Origin of the sequence: Paenibacillus sp. MER 99-2, from assembly GCF_023714095.1 — a bacterium.
Taxonomy (GTDB): Bacteria; Bacillota; Bacilli; order Paenibacillales; family Paenibacillaceae; genus Paenibacillus.
This window is the reverse complement of the sequence record NZ_JAMAUZ010000001.1, coordinates 51,441-69,129: the sequence shown is the minus strand read 5'-3', so window position 1 is coordinate 69,129 and position 17,689 is coordinate 51,441. Positions and strand designations below refer to the sequence as shown.

At 45.2% G+C, this 17,689-nt stretch carries 15 protein-coding genes; 4 read left to right on the top strand and 11 right to left on the bottom strand.

Annotated elements, in window-relative coordinates:
- Positions 1 to 23: 23 nt before the first annotated feature.
- The 3 genes from M3636_RS00345 to M3636_RS00335 form a co-directional block, all read right to left on the bottom strand.
- Complete coding sequence (locus tag M3636_RS00345; RefSeq protein WP_251380919.1) at positions 24 to 800, bottom strand: alpha/beta fold hydrolase; 777 nt, start codon at positions 798 to 800, stop codon at positions 24 to 26.
- An 85-nt stretch (positions 801 to 885) separates the two neighbouring features.
- The gene (locus M3636_RS00340) at positions 886 to 1,551 is read right to left on the bottom strand and encodes a bifunctional 2-keto-4-hydroxyglutarate aldolase/2-keto-3-deoxy-6-phosphogluconate aldolase (RefSeq protein WP_251380918.1); all 666 of its coding nucleotides are present in this window, start codon (positions 1,549 to 1,551) and stop codon (positions 886 to 888) included.
- Positions 1,552 to 1,635: 84 nt separating this feature from the next.
- Entirely contained in the window at positions 1,636 to 2,601 is a 966-nt protein-coding gene (locus M3636_RS00335) for a sugar kinase (protein WP_251380917.1), read from the bottom strand.
- A 219-nt stretch (positions 2,602 to 2,820) separates the two neighbouring features.
- Here M3636_RS00335 and M3636_RS00330 point away from each other — a divergent pair, with 219 nt between their 5' ends.
- The 3 genes from M3636_RS00330 to ilvD all read left to right on the top strand — a co-directional run bounded on the left by M3636_RS00330 (position 2,821) and on the right by ilvD (position 6,217).
- Positions 2,821 to 3,861: an acyltransferase family protein gene (locus tag M3636_RS00330; protein ID WP_145408161.1), complete on the top strand. Its 1,041-nt coding sequence runs from the start codon at positions 2,821 to 2,823 to the stop codon at positions 3,859 to 3,861.
- 100 nt (positions 3,862 to 3,961) lie between these two features.
- A complete protein-coding gene (locus tag M3636_RS00325) occupies positions 3,962 to 4,213 on the top strand; it encodes a KGG domain-containing protein (protein ID WP_128103247.1) in 252 nt (83 codons plus the stop codon).
- Between the two features lie 318 nt (positions 4,214 to 4,531).
- Positions 4,532 to 6,217, top strand: coding sequence for a dihydroxy-acid dehydratase (gene ilvD, locus M3636_RS00320; RefSeq protein ID WP_128103248.1), 1,686 nt, complete (start codon positions 4,532 to 4,534; stop codon positions 6,215 to 6,217).
- A 148-nt stretch (positions 6,218 to 6,365) separates the two neighbouring features.
- Here the strand turns inward: ilvD and M3636_RS00315 are convergent, their stop codons facing one another.
- Positions 6,366 to 7,796, bottom strand: a complete 1,431-nt coding sequence (locus tag M3636_RS00315) for a polysaccharide deacetylase family protein (RefSeq protein WP_251380916.1) — start codon at positions 7,794 to 7,796, stop codon at positions 6,366 to 6,368.
- A gap of 190 nt (positions 7,797 to 7,986) precedes the next feature.
- On the opposite strand from M3636_RS00315, the gene M3636_RS00310 reads away from it, so the two are divergent.
- Positions 7,987 to 9,204: an AI-2E family transporter gene (locus M3636_RS00310; RefSeq protein WP_251380915.1), complete on the top strand. Its 1,218-nt coding sequence runs from the start codon at positions 7,987 to 7,989 to the stop codon at positions 9,202 to 9,204.
- On the opposite strand, the gene M3636_RS00305 is transcribed toward M3636_RS00310, so the two are convergent.
- From M3636_RS00305 to M3636_RS00275, 7 genes are all read right to left on the bottom strand, one after another.
- Positions 9,168 to 10,988 (bottom strand): peptidoglycan D,D-transpeptidase FtsI family protein, encoded by a 1,821-nt coding sequence (locus M3636_RS00305; RefSeq protein ID WP_251380914.1) that lies wholly within the window; start codon positions 10,986 to 10,988, stop codon positions 9,168 to 9,170. The two genes, M3636_RS00310 and M3636_RS00305, sit on opposite strands and share 37 nt — an antisense overlap.
- 173 nt (positions 10,989 to 11,161) lie before the next feature.
- Positions 11,162 to 13,423: a methyl-accepting chemotaxis protein gene (locus M3636_RS00300; RefSeq protein ID WP_145408326.1), complete on the bottom strand. Its 2,262-nt coding sequence runs from the start codon at positions 13,421 to 13,423 to the stop codon at positions 11,162 to 11,164.
- A 239-nt stretch (positions 13,424 to 13,662) separates the two neighbouring features.
- Complete coding sequence (locus tag M3636_RS00295) at positions 13,663 to 14,991, bottom strand: peptidase U32 family protein (RefSeq protein ID WP_251380912.1); 1,329 nt, start codon at positions 14,989 to 14,991, stop codon at positions 13,663 to 13,665.
- 17 nt (positions 14,992 to 15,008) lie between these two features.
- Positions 15,009 to 15,938 (bottom strand): peptidase U32 family protein, encoded by a 930-nt coding sequence (locus M3636_RS00290; RefSeq protein ID WP_251380911.1) that lies wholly within the window; start codon positions 15,936 to 15,938, stop codon positions 15,009 to 15,011.
- Positions 15,939 to 15,953: 15 nt separating this feature from the next.
- On the bottom strand, positions 15,954 to 16,994 hold the full coding sequence (mltG, locus tag M3636_RS00285) for an endolytic transglycosylase MltG (RefSeq protein WP_251380910.1): 1,041 nt from the start codon (positions 16,992 to 16,994) through the stop codon (positions 15,954 to 15,956).
- A 75-nt stretch (positions 16,995 to 17,069) separates the two neighbouring features.
- Positions 17,070 to 17,384 carry a DUF1292 domain-containing protein gene (locus tag M3636_RS00280; RefSeq protein ID WP_128103253.1) on the bottom strand — a complete coding sequence of 105 codons (315 nt, stop codon included), beginning with the start codon at positions 17,382 to 17,384 and terminating at the stop codon, positions 17,070 to 17,072.
- Positions 17,385 to 17,684: a DUF1292 domain-containing protein gene (locus tag M3636_RS00275; protein ID WP_024633075.1), complete on the bottom strand. Its 300-nt coding sequence runs from the start codon at positions 17,682 to 17,684 to the stop codon at positions 17,385 to 17,387.
- Positions 17,685 to 17,689 lie beyond the last annotated feature (5 nt).

Here is a 17,689-nt window from a genome sequence, read left to right as displayed (position 1 = left end):
TCCTCCCTGTAGCAACAGGCTATCTATTGAATGCCCTGCAGCCAATCTAAAACAGTTTTTACCGTCTGTGTTAACTGCTCTTCTTCGCTGATTCCAGGTTCTCCATCACCGCTCTGGTGACCATAATCACCGAATTGGGAGTGATTCCCTCCTTCGATGGTATAATACACGGTATTCTCAGGCAAGTAAGCGCGCCCACTTTGATATTTCGCCGAATTTACAACCTCATCATTCGTTCCCAGAATAGACAGTGCTGGAATATCCAATGATTTTACGCTACCTTTTTCATCTGGATAAGATGCCAAGAAAAATATACCTTTAAGTGCATCAGGATGAGCAGCTGCATAACGCGCAGCCATTGATCCACCTAGAGAGTGTCCACCCATGACGAATGTTTCGTCAGGATAGGCATTCCGAATCTCATCAGCTAGATCTTGCTTGAGCACCGCCAGATTGACAGGCATTTTGGCGATAATCGTATGATGGCCTGCTTCCGCTAATTGATGGGCGAACGGTGCATAACTTTCCGGCTTAACCAATCCACCCGGATAGAAAATAACGCTCACACCTTCAGGCTTATCAGGAGCAAAATCAATCCAATTCTCTTGCTCACTCACCGTGACCTGATCCGCAGTTTCCATAGCGTTTTGAGCCACTTCTTGTGGTCCGTAAGGGGTTAACAATTTATAACCAACATATCCTAAACCAATGACAATGAGCGCCAGAAGAACGAGCAGGAATTTCCATATGCCCCTTTTCTTGCGCCCTGTGTTGTACCGATTCCTATTTCTCAACTTCATTCACCTTTCTTCGCTTCCGCAGGTGCCGCGGCTCGCAAGAATGAGAGCCACAGACGTCCCGGCTCTCATTCCCCGCATATTCATCCTATTCGGCTTTGGCCTTACGATAAGCGTCCATATATTGTTCCGCTTTGCGACGGACATGACTCAAGTCCCCCGTTTTTACTGCTTCGGTCGTCAAGTCGGAACCAATTCCTACCGCTACCGCACCACCCTTGATCCAATCACCCAAGTTAGACAAAGAAACCCCACCTGTTGGCATAAAGTTCGCCTGCGGCATTGGGCCTTTCATTGTTTTGATAATTGAAGGATCATACAGATTACCTGGGAATAATTTCACAATATCAACGCCAAGTTCCAAAGCACGCTGAACATCTGCAATCGTCATCACACCTGGCAAAATAGGGATACGATACAAGTTGCAGATCTGAACGGTATCTGGATTCAGAGATGGCCCAACGACGAATTCAGCACCTGACATAATAGCTGCACGCGCTGTTTGGGATTCTAGAACGGTGCCCGCACCAATAATGGCAAACTTCTCAGGATCCTGTGTATTCCAATGATAGACACGACTTAATTTCTCAATCGCTTTGAGGGCACTGGGAACTGTCATGGTGATCTCAATGACTTTGATCCCACCAGCAATGGCTTGTTCCGCCATCGCGATAACTTGATCGGCAGAATCCGCACGCAGGACGGCAACGACGCCGTTGTCCGTTATTTTTTGCAGTAGCTGAAGCTTCTTCATTTCATTCTCTCCCTTGTCAATGTGATCGTCATTGCAATCCTTACATTTAGAACGAAGATGAGACATTCATGATATCAGCAGCGACTAGCGCTCAACATGAGCTACGTTGTTCAGCTTAGCCTCTACCTGCTCCCGCGTCGGGAGTGCTTCCCAGTCCCCCACAGCCTGTATCACCATAGAACCTGTCAGGTTTCCTAGTCGAGTAGCCTCTTGAGGGGAATAACCTTTGATGATGCCTGACAGGAATCCTGCACAGAAACCATCACCCGCTCCGACCGTATCCAGCACATGATCCGCTTTGAAGTACGGAACTTCCGTTAGGGTACCATTCACTAATACATAGGTCAAATCAGGACCGCCTTTTACAATGCAGACCGCATCCAGAGCAGATAAGCGATCAAGCACCTTTTGATCATCTTCTTCGTTGTATAACAGCTTCATCTCATCCAGACCAGGCAAGAAATAGTCTGCCTGTTCAGCCAGCCGAAGGATGACAGGACGCGCTTCTTCGATCGACCAGAGCTTCAAGCGCAGATTCGGGTCAAAACTTACCTTCACACCAGCCTGTTTGGCGATATGTATAGCAGCTTCAACGGTAGCAAGACCTGCTGGACTGATCGCTGCTGTAATGCCAGTAACATGCAATATTTTTGCACCTGCAATATAGTCCTGATCCAGATCCTGTGGTGTCATCGCGCTAGCAGCAGATAACTTCCTATAATAATGAACCGATGCTTTCCCGGAAGCGTTCTCACGAATCATTAGACCCGTAGGTTCCGTATCACTCAGACTTACTCTAGATACATCTACACCTTCACCCCGAATCGCCTTCAGGATCATGCTACCCAATGCATCTTTACCAAGACGTCCAAACCAGCCGCTTGAATGGCCAAGACGTGCGACACCAATCGCCAGATTGCTCTCTGCGCCACCAAATGATTTATCTAATGAAGCTGCGTATTCCAATCCACGAGTATCCTTGGCTGTCAGAAGCCCCATACTCTCACCAAACGTGATAATATCAGGGCTTTGGCTCGTTTTCGTTGACATATTTCATCCCTCCTTATATTTACAGTTTCTCATCTTCTTGTACCATTGTCATCCCGTATGCAAGCGTTGTCAATCCCAAAGCGTTCATTTTGTTGTCACAGCTTGGTGAAAGGATAACGCTTTCTATTGTGAAAAATATCACAATAGATGAACCACTTTCATATTACCCTTATTGCAGAAGCACTTTTCGCATACAAAGGGGTAACAGGAGGCTACATCATGAACATTCGGACAACACGTATCGATGATCCAGATTCGTTTTTTTACAATTTAAGATTCATGCTCATCGTCTGTGTTCTTGTAGGTAACGCACTCGAACCAATTATTGCACGTTTTGCTGGAGCAGAGACATTGTTCCTGTGGATATATACGTTTCATATGCCATTATTCGTCTGGGTAACTGGGTATTTTGCTAGACACTCTCTTCAAGGAGAATCGGGTAAACGTGTGCTTCAGCACATCGCTATCCAATATGTACTATTTCAATCCTTGTACGCATTGATGGATTTCACCGTGTTCCACACACCACATATGCGCTTATCTTTTTTTGCACCTTACTTGTTATTATGGTTCCTAGCCAGTCATTTCTGCTGGAGGCTCTTGCTTCGTGTCACATTATCTTGGAAACCGATCTATCGGTTGATTGGCTCCATTATTCTTGGAATCATCGCTGGATATTTACCTGTAGACGGTTTCTGGCTCAGCTTCTGTCGCACATTTGTATTCCTTCCGTTCTTTATCATTGGTTATGACTACGGGGCAGCCATTCGCTCCCATCTGAAATACAACTGGAGTCGTTATGTAGCCGCACTCTTCTCCGTGGGTGTACTGATCTTGATTGGCATAGGGGGAATTCCGCTTTCACCTGGCTGGCTCCTAGGAAGTATGACTTATGCTGAACTAGGTCATTCCGAATGGTATGCAGGCATCTACCGTCTAGGCATGTACGCAGTACAGCTTGGGTCAGCTGCATTATTTCTAGCTTGGGTTCCTACACTTACTTCTAAAATAACTGAAATGGGACGCCGCACTCTTTATGTGTTCCTGCTGCACGGATTTCTTGTTCGTCTGGTGGTCTGGTCTGGCGTATACAATTATATGGAAAGTAGTTTATATATTCCGGTCATCATTGCAATCGCAGTCCTGTTCGCTGTTATCCTTGCACATCCGGCGGTTCGCCATACATTCAGACCGCTTATTGAACCCAATCTTTCGCGCTTCGCCTTCCACCGTCAGGAGGTTTCGAAACGCTCTGCGTGATTTTAATGTTGTCCGAGTCATTTGTTTCAGCCTGGAAAAACCGTGGTAAATAGGCATACGCGCTACAAAAAACAACTTATCAACTAAGGAGTGATTTGTAATGGCACGTCCACAAATGTCTGAACACAAAATGACTCGCGAGGAAGCAGGACGATTGGGGGGCAAAGCCACCTCAAAAAAATATGATCGTAGCTTCTACCAAACCATTGGTAAAAAAGGCGGTGAAGCGACCTCCGATGCCCATGATACAGACTTTTATAAAGAGATTGGGCGCAAGGGCGGAATCGCCACTTCCGAGACACATGATAAGGAATTCTATCGAGAAATTGGACGCAAAGGTGGAAGCAACTAATTGATCTTGGACATGTTGATCCGAAATATATAGGAATAGCTGTGTTTCTAACTTAGAAGTCGAACTCCATGGATTTGGAAGACGGCTTCTTTCTATTGATTGTAGAAATATGACGACGATTGTGATAGACTCTATAAAAAAACCGGGTTGTTCACGGGTTTAAAGCAGCAAAGAATTTCACAAACTACGGGAAGCTCGAACCGGCAATTGTCGGTCTATTTTTTTAGAGTACGGATGAAATTTAACGACAGAGCCACTGCCATTTTATTTCCATTCATGTTGCTCGAATACATTATATAATTTGGGGGGAAATACACCATGTCAGCCAATAAGATGCGTTCCGATATGATCAAAAAAGGTTTTGACCGTGCACCGCACCGCAGTTTGTTGCGTGCCGCAGGCGTAAAAGAAGAAGATTTTGGCAAGCCGTTTATTGCCGTATGTAACTCTTACATTGATATCGTTCCTGGCCATGTGCATCTGCAGGAGTTTGGTAAAATTGTAAAAGATGCAATCCGTGAAGCTGGCGGCGTTCCATTCGAGTTCAACACCATCGGTGTTGACGATGGGATTGCAATGGGACACATTGGTATGCGTTACTCCCTTCCAAGCCGTGATATCATTGCCGATTCCGTTGAGACGGTAGTATCCGCTCACTGGTTCGACGGTATGGTATGTATCCCGAACTGTGACAAAATCACACCAGGTATGATGATGGGTGCACTTCGTTGTAATATCCCTACCGTATTTGTAAGTGGTGGACCGATGAAAGCTGGTCGTGATAGCAACGGTAAAGCTCTCTCCCTGACTTCCGTATTTGAAGGTGTGGGTGCTTACCAAGCAGGTAAAATTGATGACAAGAGCTTGCTTGAGCTTGAACAGTTCGGCTGTCCAACTTGTGGCTCATGCTCCGGTATGTTCACAGCTAACTCCATGAACTGTCTGGCGGAAGCAATGGGACTGGCTATGCCAGGTAACGGAACTATTCTGGCTGTTGCTCCTGAGCGTCGTGAGTTTGTTAAACAATCTGCTAAACAATTGATGGAACTCATCAAGCTCGACCTGAAACCACGCGATATCGTTACAGTTGAAGCAATTGATAACGCGTTCGCTCTGGATATGGCTATGGGTGGTTCTACTAATACTGTACTGCATACGTTGGCACTGGCTCATGAAGCAGGCATCGATTACCCAATCGAGCGTATCAATGAAGTAGCTAACCGCGTACCACATCTGGCTAAGCTTGCTCCAGCTTCTGATCTGCACATCGAAGATGTTCACAATGCAGGTGGCGTAAGTGCAGTTCTGAACGAATTGCTGAAGAAACCAGGCGCGATCCACGCAGATTGCATTACCGTAACAGGTAAAACGATCCGTGAGAACGTTGAAGGTCAAGAAATTCAAGATACCAACTGTATCCACACAATAGATAATCCGCACTCTGAAAAAGGTGGACTGGCTGTATTGTTCGGTAACCTTGCACCTCAAGGAGCTATTATCAAAGTTGGCGCAGTAGATGCTTCGGTTGGCGGATATCACAAAGGTCCAGCAATCTGCTTCGACTCTCAAGATGAAGCTCTGGCAGGCATTGCGAATGGCAAAGTTAAAGAAGGACATGTTGTAGTTATCCGTTATGAAGGACCAAAAGGCGGACCAGGTATGCCTGAGATGCTTGCCCCAACTTCCCAAATCGTTGGTATGGGTCTCGGTGCTAAAGTCGGTCTGATCACTGATGGACGCTTCTCTGGCGCATCCCGCGGAATCAGTATCGGACATATCTCCCCAGAAGCGGCTGAAGGCGGTCCAATCGCCTTTGTTGAAGAAGGAGATATCATTGAGCTTGACCTGAACAACCGGATCATCGAGTTGCACATCAGTGACGAGGAGTTCGAACGTCGTCGTGCAGGTTGGAAAGGCTTTGAGCCAAAAGTGAAAACCGGATTACTGGCTCGTTACTCCAAACTCGTAACGAACGCAAGTAACGGTGGCGTGTTGAAAATCTAATTTAAATGGTTCCATAACATTTATTAGAAACCATAACAAAAGGGAGGTTGCTTACCAATACGGTAAGTAACCTCCCTTTTTCTTTTACACATTAGAAGTATAGAACAAAGTAAATATGACACTTGTATCTGTAGTTATACATGCGGCCTTACCGCATTGGTGGAACGTTTTTCAATTCAGCTCCTGACAACAACTCTTGTTGAGGCTCCTTCAAAGTAGCGTGAACCTGCTCAACCGTCGCTGTAGCGACGCTTCTCGTTCCATAGTGCTGCAATAGATGTCCCATCGGCATGGAAATCACTTTGGGTACGAGCTGTTCGGAACGCTGTTTCAGACGTTTAGTTCCTGCAGGATGAATCACACTGAGCAGTAATTTCAAATAGATCTTAGAAGCAGCGCTAAACGGCCCAGGGGGCAAATCCCGAACAGTAAAGCCAAACTTCTCCGGTCCACGATTAATCATGCTCACGCCATACAATGCTTTAGCTGAGCTAAGCTTCGGATCGGAAGCGATCTGTCGAGCCAAATCAGGCAACTGCTGCTCTATTGCACGAATCATCCGAATGGCTAAGTGCATACTGGAACGGGAGGTCATGCCAAGTTCGAATAATTTTTTATTATCAAAATGAAGTTCAATAACCTGATCCCCGTTCTGCATCACATGTCCATCGTTCATTTCAACCATGGCACCGTGATACACACGTGCGCGGTAATGTAACATCGGGTCTTCCGGCGAAGCTGTCCTCAGATGATACATCCAGTGAAATATGTTCTCCCAGAGTAGCCATAACGCGACAATGCCTCTCTTCCAGAAGGATAACTGAACTTGAGAATGACTGCTCTTTTGAGATTCACTCATTGATACGCCTCCTTGCATCATCAAGGTATCCACACGCACACTGTGCAGCCCCCGCCTATTGGCCTCTTGGAGCACAGTCTCCAAAGCCTCAAGCATATGTTCTGGCGCTTGTGCATCAGCTCCCAGCGTTGTACCACGGTCATGCAATAGCATAACCTCGCCACCTCTTAGTTCCTTCAGCATTCGTTTAGTAAGTTTCTGCACCCCTACATGGCTTTTCCAATCTTCAAACATGGATGACCACAATATGATCTTCCGATCTTTTTTGCTGAAAAAATCAAACAGATTCATAATGCCCCATGGCGGTCGGTAATAACAGGTTTTCACCCCGGTCACTTCATGAATAATCTGCCCTGTCTGCTGAATCTGCTTACGCACAGTTTGAGGTCTCATTAACCAGTTCGTCTTATGAATATAATTATGAATTCCGATTAGATGCCCTTCCTCATGCATTCGCTGAATTAAATCCCGATGATGGTCTGCATGCTCCCCAACAACGAAGAATGTCGCTTTGGCATTGTATTGCTTGAGCAGCTGCAGCAGCCTTGGTGTATACACCGGATCCGGCCCGTCGTCGAATGTTAGAGCGAAATCGGTCTCGCTTTTTCCTCGCCTGAATACCCGCAAACCAAAAAGTCTACTAATCAAACTTGGAATAAAGGCGTAAAACGATGAAATATACAATGCCCATAAAAATAGGCTGTAAAGTAAACTCGTCATGCTTCAATTCCCCGTCTCTCTCGCTGAATTATGGCCACCACGTTGTGTGCTATGGAAAAGAAACCACCTATCATTTTATCACAATTCAGACTTATCTTGAATCCTATTTTCCCAAAAAGAGCATGATCGTGTACAATGAATGCATTCCTATTTTTACCTTTCACCTTATACATACGAAGGAGTAGAGCCTATGTTACCGTTATACAAAAAATATGGACGCACCGTCTTCGACATCGCGTTACTCGTGTTGACCGTTTATTTTATCATGTACGGTTTCAGCCGTTTGTATCAAATTGCTGCCCCCGTTTTTCTTTCCTTTATTGTGTATTGGATGATTGAACCACTGGCTCGTTTTCTACATCGAAGAGGATTACCGAAGACACTCGGGGCTGCTGTTTCGGTTTTGTTATTTCTCGGGGTCATTGTGGCTGTATTTTTTGGATTGGGGCTAATCATTATCTCCCAGATCTCCAACCTGCAAGACAATTTTCCGTACTATATTGAAATGGTTCAACAGCAATTTACGAACCTTGTTCATTTCGCACAGGATAAATCCGATGCATTGCCTGTAACCGTCATGGACAAAGTAAACGAGTATTTTGCTACGCTGACTGGATTTATCTCGACATGGGTAACGAGTGGTGCTCAGTATCTGATCGGATTCCTAAGCTCCTTCTCTTCGTTTATAACGAACTTCGGGATTGCCATTATTCTGGCCTTTTTCCTGAGTATTGAGATTGAATCTTGGCGTAAATTTGCCCGTGCCAAAACACCAAAAACACTAAAGCTGGCGATTGAATTCATGCGCAATCATGTGTTCAAAACCATTCGTTCCTATTTAAAGGCGCAGATGATCATGATGTTAATCACCTTTGTATTGATCTATGCTGGCCTGTTGATCTTAGGAACAAGCAACGCCTTTACGATTGCTGCAATCTGTGCAGTCTTTGACCTAGTTCCACTGCTCGGTGTGCCGGTTGTATTCATTCCTTGGATCGTCTATCTGTTTATTGTCGGCAACAGTACATTAGCCATCGGTCTTGTTGTCCTGCTCGCAGTTACGATGCTGACACGCCAGTTGCTGGAGCCCAAAATATCAGGTAATTCCATCGGTGTCTCTTCCGCTTACTTGATGCTATCATTTATGCTTATCTCGCTCTCGATCTTCGGACTTGCAGGCGTGGTACTGTCCCCAGTGTTGTTAATCTTGCTGAAAGAACTGCTGCAACAAGGATATCTACAACAATGGATTCACTTGCCAAAAGATGAGTTTGACTCCTCTCCACTCGTCATGGATACACCAGCTGCTGGAGCAGCAAGTCAATCTACAGGAGACGTTGAACGTCATAGCAACGCTTCTGCACAGGCGTCTCAACCTGCTGACGATGGCGATGCCTCCGCCAAGTAATCCATAATGTTGCGAAACAATGCCGTGGCTTGGTGAGAGCTTCCCGGTGCGACATGCTGAACCAGCACAGCGACTGCATATTGTGGATTTTCTACTGGTCCGTAACCGATAAACCATTGATGGTTCAGCTTATGACCTCGCAGCTCAACTTGAGCCGTTCCAGACTTCCCTGCAACATGCCACTTGGCTTGCTGCAGGGTTTTTCCCGTTCCATTTGTCACGACTCCTCTCATCCACTTCAATAACTGATGCGCGGTGGCTGGTGAGATCTGACCTGTATGAGATGGCGAATCATGTAAAGGCATTTCCAGCATCGTGTCACCGTCCGCATAGCGTATACGTTGGACTAACCTTGGTGCACTCACTTTACCTCCGTGCAAGAGCGTAACGATTAGATTGGCTGCTTGAAGAGGTGTGACCAAGGTGTCTCGCTGCCCAATCGAAGTCTGCACTTTAGCCCCTTCATCTTGCGAGGAAACTGCTGTAGTGCGAACCCGACCTGCATCTTCATGATCAAAGTGTCGCAGAATTGGCATTCCTCCAACATGCTTGCTCTCCCAACCAATCGTACGCGCAAGCCCTAATGCATCGGCAGTACGTTCCAACTGTTCCATGCTTAATCGGCGAGCCGTCTCGGCGAAGACGATGTTACAGGATTGAGCAAAACCTTCTTTCAGGTTTAACGTTCCATGTCCATGCTCTTTCCAGCAAGATAGTCCGTATTTCCCCCATTCCCCGTTACAATGAAAGGTTTCCCGTGAAGACACGACATGGGATTCAAGTGCCGCAGCGGCTGTAACGATTTTGAAAATAGACCCAGGAACGGCTCCTTGAATCGCGCGATTGGCCCACAATGATTGTGTCGGTTCCACATGTAGCGGCGTATACATGGGCATAGAAATCATCGCTCGCACATCGGCTGTAGCGGCATCCAGTACAACGATAGCTCCTTCCTGGATACCCGACCGCTTCGCAATGGCCTCCAAGTCCTGTTGGATATCTGCATCAACCGTCGTCTCTACTCGTAATGGGTAATGGCTATTCGTTGGAGCGATAACACGTGGCTGCATCTCGGGAATGACCTCACCAGCGCCTGTAACCATGCGTGTTAGCAATGTGGGTCCAATTCCCATCATCAAGGGCTCTAGCGTCCTTTCTAGCCCTGCTGCTCCCGACTTCATGGCAAATGGTTGCTTCACTTCATTGATATGTGCTGTTGGTGATATTAAACGATCAGGCTGCTCAGCTAAATACCCAAGCCATTGCATCCCCGTATATCTCTGATCATATCGGCTCATCATCGGATAAACATATGCCCCCACATCCTGCAATTGACGAATCTGGGTTACTTGCGAATCACTTAATACAACAGGCTGCTGATTGCCTGCCGTCCATAAACGAGGTGTATGATCTTGTTCCCATTCTTGTTGTAACTTCATGACATCCGTATGTAAAATAGCAGCTAGCTGGTTCAACTGTGATTCTGCATGTTGAGTGGTCGCTGAACTGGTAGCATGTTGATGTGGAAAAAGAACAAGCACCCATTGCAATGTTCCCGTTAGTGGCTTCCCTTTATAATCTGTAAATTGCCCCCGACCCGAATCAAGCATCACACCCCGTTCTCGTTGTAATACAGACATCTCCCGCAGAGAACGAGTGGTGCCCGGAACCACCTGGTTCACTTGGATAATCTGAATCCAAGCTAGACGGAGCAGAAGAACAGCAAGTACACCTGTCAAAAGCATACAAGCTACAAAAATTCTGCGTTTCAAGTGTACATTCATCGTGTTCACCCTTTTACGTTTTGGCATAGTATGCGCAAAGGATATGCATTTATCCAATAAATAACAAAAAGCCTGTTCCATCATCGGAACAGGCCTTCTCATTAATAATACAATTATTCTATTACAGATGGTGTATTGCCACTTTCCACATGCTACATCTGATATAGATAAGATTACACGGTGAATCGTGACAAGGTGTCTTTCAATTCGTTGGATACGTTCTGCAGCTTATCAGACAGGTTAACCAACTGATTACTAATATTTTGCTGTTCACTACTGAGCGAAGCAACCTCTTGTGACGTAGCTGATGACTCTTCAGCTACAGCGCTAACGTTACTCATCGCTTCCGATAGCGTAACCTGTGATTTGTTCAAATCTCCAATCGAGTTTGTCGCCATATCCAGTCGTTCAACAAATGCACCCATTTGTTGCTGAACTGAAGCAAAGATGACGTTGGTATCCTTCACGGAATCCATTTGTTCTTTGAACAGTGGATACGCGTCCGATAGGGCTTCAACGGTTTCGTTCATCTCGGTCATGATGTTGTCTGTAATTTCACCAACCATGTCAATCGACTTTCTGGATTGTTCAGCCAATTGCCGAACCTCATTAGCAACGACCATAAATCCACGACCCGCTGTACCCGCCCGTGCCGCTTCAATTGTAGCATTAAGGGACAATATGTTCGTTTGCTTCGTAATATTTTGCATCACATCAAGCACCTTCAGAACAGAGGACGTGCTCTCTTTAAGGGAATCCACTTTGTTCACCAGTGCACCGATCATTTCTTCGGTCTTCTGGGTTTTGGTCATCAATTGGTTCAAATGCTGAATACCCGTTTCACTGGACTTCTCAACATGACGTGCGGATTGTCCCATTTCCTCATTGGCAGCCACTACACTTTCCATCTGACGAGAGATGTTATCCGTGAGATCATTACCACGCTCAGCCTCGTTTGCAAGACTGCTCGCACCTCCTGCAATCTCTTCTGTAGCCACAGCGATCTCAGAAGCGGAAACAGCTGTTTTCTTAGAAGCATTGCTGAGCTCGGACGCTGTATCCAGCACTTCTTGTGCAGAACGATTCGTTTGCTCAACCAGCTTGGTGATCTGCTCCATCATCTCATTAAATGCAGCTGACAATTGACCAATCTCATCCTTAGACGTATATGGTGTACGAACTTTGAGATCACCTTTGGCTCCTTGTTGCATCAGATCTTTCAATTTACCCAATGGACGAGCAAACATACGAACCATCCAAATACCGATCAAGACAGCAATTGCGGCATCAAGTAGTGCCATCCACAATGTGAGCGTAAGAATACCTTTGGCATCCTTAACCAATACGGACGTTGGCAACAACCCGATTAACTTCCAATTGGATGCTTCCATCGTGCTATACACAGCTAACATCTCCGTGTTCTTATCATCCACTGTGTATTCCGTATTAAGACTTCCTGTATTTTCAGTAAGGTCTTTGAAAAATGTAAGTTCGGTATCTTTTCCTGTACGATCTGGAATGGTTGAAGCGACCACTTTATTGTCTGGTGCAATCAACTGCAGCACTGAGCCCGGTCCCAGATCAAGTGATTTCAACTGTTCTTCCAGCACTTCTAATTTCAGTTCAATAATTAATACATACGATTGATTAGAACCTTGTAAGTTCTTCATTGAGCGAGCAATACGGAAAGTTGGCATTGATCCATCTTCTTCATTCTGCGTTGGCAACCAGCGATATCCACCAGCTTGGGTAAGCTCAGCATACCAAGGCTCAGTACGAATGCTTCCCATGGAGGAACTACTATTGCCTGTACCCATCGTTGATTTCGTTTCATCCGTAGGAACCAAATAAATCGCTTCCATGGATTTGTTTGTAAATGCAATGTTGGACAACTGCTTGTTGATGGAACTAGAATTCACAAACAAGTCATACGCGGACAAATTTTTGTCAGACATTTTCTGCAGTAACGATTGCATCTCTGGATCGAAGAAAATCTGTGTGGAGGTATCCACAAAACGTTCTAAAATAATATCCAGCTTTTGCTTCGTTTGTTCAATCGTCTCTTGATTAGATAGAGAGGCATTTTGTTCAATCGTGTTTTTGGCTTTATTATAAGATAATAGCCCCAAGCTAACGACAAAAATCATAATCGCGGCAAAAAATATAAAGAACAATTTGACGCCAACCGACTTAATTGGATTCGCTTTCTTAATTTGAGATAACGTTGAACCCCCTAGGTTCTTCCACTTCACGTTTTTCAAATCTGGCTTGCTCCATTTTACTTTAAAGGGTTTTTTATTTGATGCCCCATCAGCTTTGCTATGTACAGCTTTTCCCTTTTTCGTAATCTTTTCCTTCAATACGTTTAACACTTTATTTTCCTTCACCGGCTTTTCCTTCTTTTCCCCATTTTCTCTCTGCTTCTTTTGAACCATTTCCATTCACCTGCCAGTTCCTACTTGTTGGATTTTTCTTACTTTCCCCTATAAACATGTATTATTCGACAGGTTTCCTATTTCCCCTTTACTAAATCAAAAATTTTTTACAACTTTTTTCCTAATTTTCTATACAAAAAAGACCCCCATCAACCGATATACGGAGGTCATTTTTAGTAATTGATAACATAATATTGTTATTTCATAATACTATTTTGTTATATTATAGGTCTGCAAGACTATTTCTTTTTTCTCATCATATCGAAATAAGAAATAGGTTGATTTACTTTCATTTTCACACGTTGCAGTGGATGTCTTGCAGCATCTAGGACATTGCCTTCCTCATCCTGCAATTCTCCGACAACTTGTTTGAAGAATGTCCCACCTGGGCCGAAAAATTCGATCTGATCACCCGGCTTGAAGTGATTGCGCTGTTGAATTGTCGCCATGCCAGTCGCAGCATCATAATCCATAACGAGTCCTGCGAAGTCGTAAGGAACTGCTTTTTCTTCTGGCTCATAGATATGATCCTCATGATCTGGTGTGTCATAGAAGAAACCTGTGTTTAGTGGACGGTTTGCAGCTTTATTCATCTCTTCAACCCATTCCGGTTTCAACACATAATTTTCTGGATCAGCCATATAAGCATCAATCGCTTGACGATATACGTTAACCACAGTAGCTACATAGTGAATCGATTTCATACGACCTTCGATTTTGAAGCTATCCACACCGACGTCGATCAATTCAGGGATATGTCCGATCATGCATAGATCTTTGGAACCCATGGAGAAGGCATTATCCTGTTTTTCGAACAGTGGAATCTGATTCTCGCCCAGGTTAAATGGAGCAGGAGCTTGCATCTGCATCTCTTCTTCGCTGACCCATACACCTTCTTCTCGTGCGTCCTCAAATAGATCATATTTCCAGCGGCAGGATTGGCAACAGCCCCCGCGATTGGAGTCCCGGTCCGTAAAGTGATTGGATAATACGCAACGCCCAGAGTACGAAGAACACATTGCACCATGGATGAAAGCTTCGATCTCGATATCAACATGAGCCTTGATCTCTTCGATCTCCTCAAAGCTTGTCTCACGGCCTAGAACGACACGTGGCAGCCCTTCATCCTTCCAGAACTTCACGGCTTGCCAGTTAAGCGTTGATTGTTGGGTACTCAAGTGAACCTCAAGTCCAGGAACCGCACGCAGCGCCACATCAATAATAGCTGGATCTGCAACGATTACCGCTGAAATGCCAGCATTGTAAAGATTCTGAAGATACGCTTCAATCCCCTCGACATCTTCATTGTGTGCATAGATGTTCGTTGCCACAAACACTTTCGCGCCGTATTTCTTGGCAAACTCCACACCTTCGCGCATTTCCTCAAAGCTAAAATTGCCAGCATTCGAACGCAAGCCGTAGGCCTGTCCACCAATATACACGGCATCTGCGCCGTAATGGATTGCAAACTTCAGTTTTTCCAGATTCCCAGCCGGAGCAAGTAGCTCCGGTTTATCCAGACGGTTACGTTTGCCGGAGAACTTCCGCTGTACCGCCACTGTTTCCATTTTCTTCACCTCTTCTATTAATACACCTGTTCTTTGTAGAAAAATCCAAATGACAATTCCCGTTCAGGATCTTGCAATTCACGTACTTCATCTAACCACTCTTCGGAGAAGGCATATGCATCAGCATCTGAGATATAATGATCAATTGCTTTTCGGTAGGCTTTAACTACAGCTACATTGTAGGCTAGCGGCTTCAAAATGCCTTCAATCTTCAAGCTGTGCACGCCTGCCTCCATTAACAGATGTAGATCCTCCAAAATGCAAATATCCTCTGAACTCATAATATGTGTTCCGTTCACATCTTCATAGATCGGGAATTTCTCATCCCGTCGCTCTGCTTCAATCAAGAACAAACCACGCTCTTTGCCGAGATTCCCCTCCACAGGACGACCCTGATGTGCCATATAACTCTGTACAAGGCTACGCTTGGAATGATAAATATTAGTCATCCCATGTACCTGTACCTGAGCCTCTACTTTCAGAAAAGGAACCATCTCCGTCAGTTCGTCCATGTTCAGCTCGCGAGCCAACACAACACGACTGGCGCCTTTTGTCCCCCAGTAGTTGGCTGTGGCATAGTTGGTTGAAGTCATCTCTGCATTCCAATGCAGCTGAATGTGCGAAGCATATTCTCGAATAGCTCCAAGCACCGACGGATCATTGAACTCCACCCCGTGTACGCCGATTTTGCCCAGTGCTTGAACATACTCAGGTAATTCCTTCAGTAGATCGTTGGACATCAAGTTCGTCATGGATACATAGACACGTGCCTGATGTTTCGTCGCAAGTTCTACGACCTCTGCTGTCTCTTCTATAGTGAAGCTACCAGGAAGTCGCATACCGAATCGGTCATCCCCGATTAACAGGGCATCCGCACCTGCCTGTAACAGCACCTCTGCTTCATTTACATTCGCTGCTGTAACCAGCAGTTCATGTTTCTTACTCATATACATCCCCTCCGCTTATTGCGCAGCCTTACTCTTGGCTATATTTTGCTGATGTTCCTTATACGTTTTGGCAAACAAATGCCCAGACGAACCGTCCTTTTTGGTTACATAAAACAGGTATTCTGAAGCTTCTGGTTGAAGAGCCGCCTGAATGGACGGAAGACTTGGACTTGCAATCGGACCTGGTGGTAAACCTTTGTTCAGATACGTATTGTAGGGACTCTCTACTTTTAGATCCTTGAAGAGCAATCTAGCCTTCGGCTTGTCCAATAAATATTGCACCGTAGCATCAATCTCCAGCTTCATATCCTGATGAATCCGATTATAGATCACGCCCGCAACTAGAGGACGTTCTGCATCAACTACAACTTCTCTCTCCACCAACGACGCGATGGTCAGCAACTCATGCAACGACAAGTTTTTCTCTTGCAGTTCTTTCTCCAGATCCGGAATCGAATTCATTCTAGTTTGGAACTCCTCCAGCATGCGCTGCATGACATCATGAGTGGAACTGTCCTTTTTGAGTTCATAGGTTTCAGGGAACAGATATCCTTCCAGTACGTACCGCAACTCTTCATCCACTGGAACATCTTTAATAATATCTACATCAAAGGCAGAAGGGTCATTGGCGAGCTTGATAAATTCTTCGCGATCCACAATGCCTTCTTCCGATAATTTATCCGCCATTTGCAGCACAGTATAACCTTCCGGAATCGTAAACTTCACCATTTCCTCGGGTACAACCTCACCATTATTCAGCTTGTTCACGATCTCCTCATATGACACACCAGGATTCATTGAATAGGTACCTGCCATAAAATTCGATCCTTGCTTCTTCCATTTCAAATAACCTTTAAAAGCTAAACCACTTCGAATAAGACCTTCTTGCTGCAGTTGTTCTGCAATTTTTGATGTTCCTGTTCCGCTTTTGATCTCAAAAACGATCGGCTCTGTTGAAGCTTCGAGTGGACGCATCATGTTCCAGGCATATGCGCCAGCCCCACCAGCAGCTACAACAATGACAAGCAGAAGAATCAACCAACCTTTCCCTTTCAAAAAAGAAACAACTCCTTTACACAACCAAAAAGAGCGGACTTCTCCGCCCTTCCGGTTTCTTCAATTTGAAGCTGATTAATCTTCATCAATGGGAAGTGTACATTCATCGTATAATTCCGAGATGTTCTCCCACTCTTCATCATCGTCAATCGTTACTAACTCCGGCATGATCTGGTCTTCACTACCTGGCAATACTCTCAGAAGTTCAACTTCGTCATAAGGACGCAATGAGCTTCGAAGTACGGCGTATTGCTGACCATGCACCTCGAATTCAGCCAGCAAGTCGTAGGGATGTGATTTCCCGTTCTCTTCCTCGAGCTCAACGTGAGCACCAAAAGCCAAACGCAGTGAATCTGTCCATTTTAGGTCTTTGCGGCTGTATTCAGTCATTTAGTTCGCTTCCTCTTCATCTTCTGCTAAGAATGTATTAAACGTCTCCTCAACGATATCCCATTCGGCATCATCTTGGATGACGAAAAGTTTAATGTCGTCGCCCTCTTCTTCGTAACGGAATGCATATACATCCGTCTCTCCATCCTCAGGCTCAACCGGAGCAACCATCATGTACTTGGCCTCCGAACCATCTACTTCAAACTTCATGATGACTTCGAATTCTTCTTCATTGCCCTCGTCATCCGCAATGTAAATAATCTCCGATTCTTCTTCCATACCCAGTTGATCTTCAGCCATTGTTG

Excerpts from the sequence above, each read along its gene's own strand:
- M3636_RS00345 (WP_251380919.1), bottom strand. The coding sequence starts at position 800 with ATGAAGTTGAGAAATAGGAATCGGTACAACACAGGGCGCAAGAAAAGG.
- M3636_RS00340 (WP_251380918.1), bottom strand. The coding sequence starts at position 1,551 with ATGAAGAAGCTTCAGCTACTGCAAAAAATAACGGACAACGGCGTCGTT.
- M3636_RS00335 (WP_251380917.1), bottom strand. The coding sequence starts at position 2,601 with ATGTCAACGAAAACGAGCCAAAGCCCTGATATTATCACGTTTGGTGAG.
- M3636_RS00330 (WP_145408161.1), top strand. The coding sequence starts at position 2,821 with ATGAACATTCGGACAACACGTATCGATGATCCAGATTCGTTTTTTTAC.
- M3636_RS00325 (WP_128103247.1), top strand. The coding sequence starts at position 3,962 with ATGGCACGTCCACAAATGTCTGAACACAAAATGACTCGCGAGGAAGCA.
- ilvD (WP_128103248.1), top strand. The coding sequence starts at position 4,532 with ATGTCAGCCAATAAGATGCGTTCCGATATGATCAAAAAAGGTTTTGAC.
- M3636_RS00315 (WP_251380916.1), bottom strand. The coding sequence starts at position 7,796 with ATGACGAGTTTACTTTACAGCCTATTTTTATGGGCATTGTATATTTCA.
- M3636_RS00310 (WP_251380915.1), top strand. The coding sequence starts at position 7,987 with ATGTTACCGTTATACAAAAAATATGGACGCACCGTCTTCGACATCGCG.
- M3636_RS00305 (WP_251380914.1), bottom strand. The coding sequence starts at position 10,988 with ATGAATGTACACTTGAAACGCAGAATTTTTGTAGCTTGTATGCTTTTG.
- M3636_RS00300 (WP_145408326.1), bottom strand. The coding sequence starts at position 13,423 with ATGGTTCAAAAGAAGCAGAGAGAAAATGGGGAAAAGAAGGAAAAGCCG.
- M3636_RS00295 (WP_251380912.1), bottom strand. The coding sequence starts at position 14,991 with ATGGAAACAGTGGCGGTACAGCGGAAGTTCTCCGGCAAACGTAACCGT.
- M3636_RS00290 (WP_251380911.1), bottom strand. The coding sequence starts at position 15,938 with ATGAGTAAGAAACATGAACTGCTGGTTACAGCAGCGAATGTAAATGAA.
- M3636_RS00280 (WP_128103253.1), bottom strand. The coding sequence starts at position 17,384 with ATGACTGAATACAGCCGCAAAGACCTAAAATGGACAGATTCACTGCGT.
- M3636_RS00275 (WP_024633075.1), bottom strand. The coding sequence starts at position 17,684 with ATGGCTGAAGATCAACTGGGTATGGAAGAAGAATCGGAGATTATTTAC.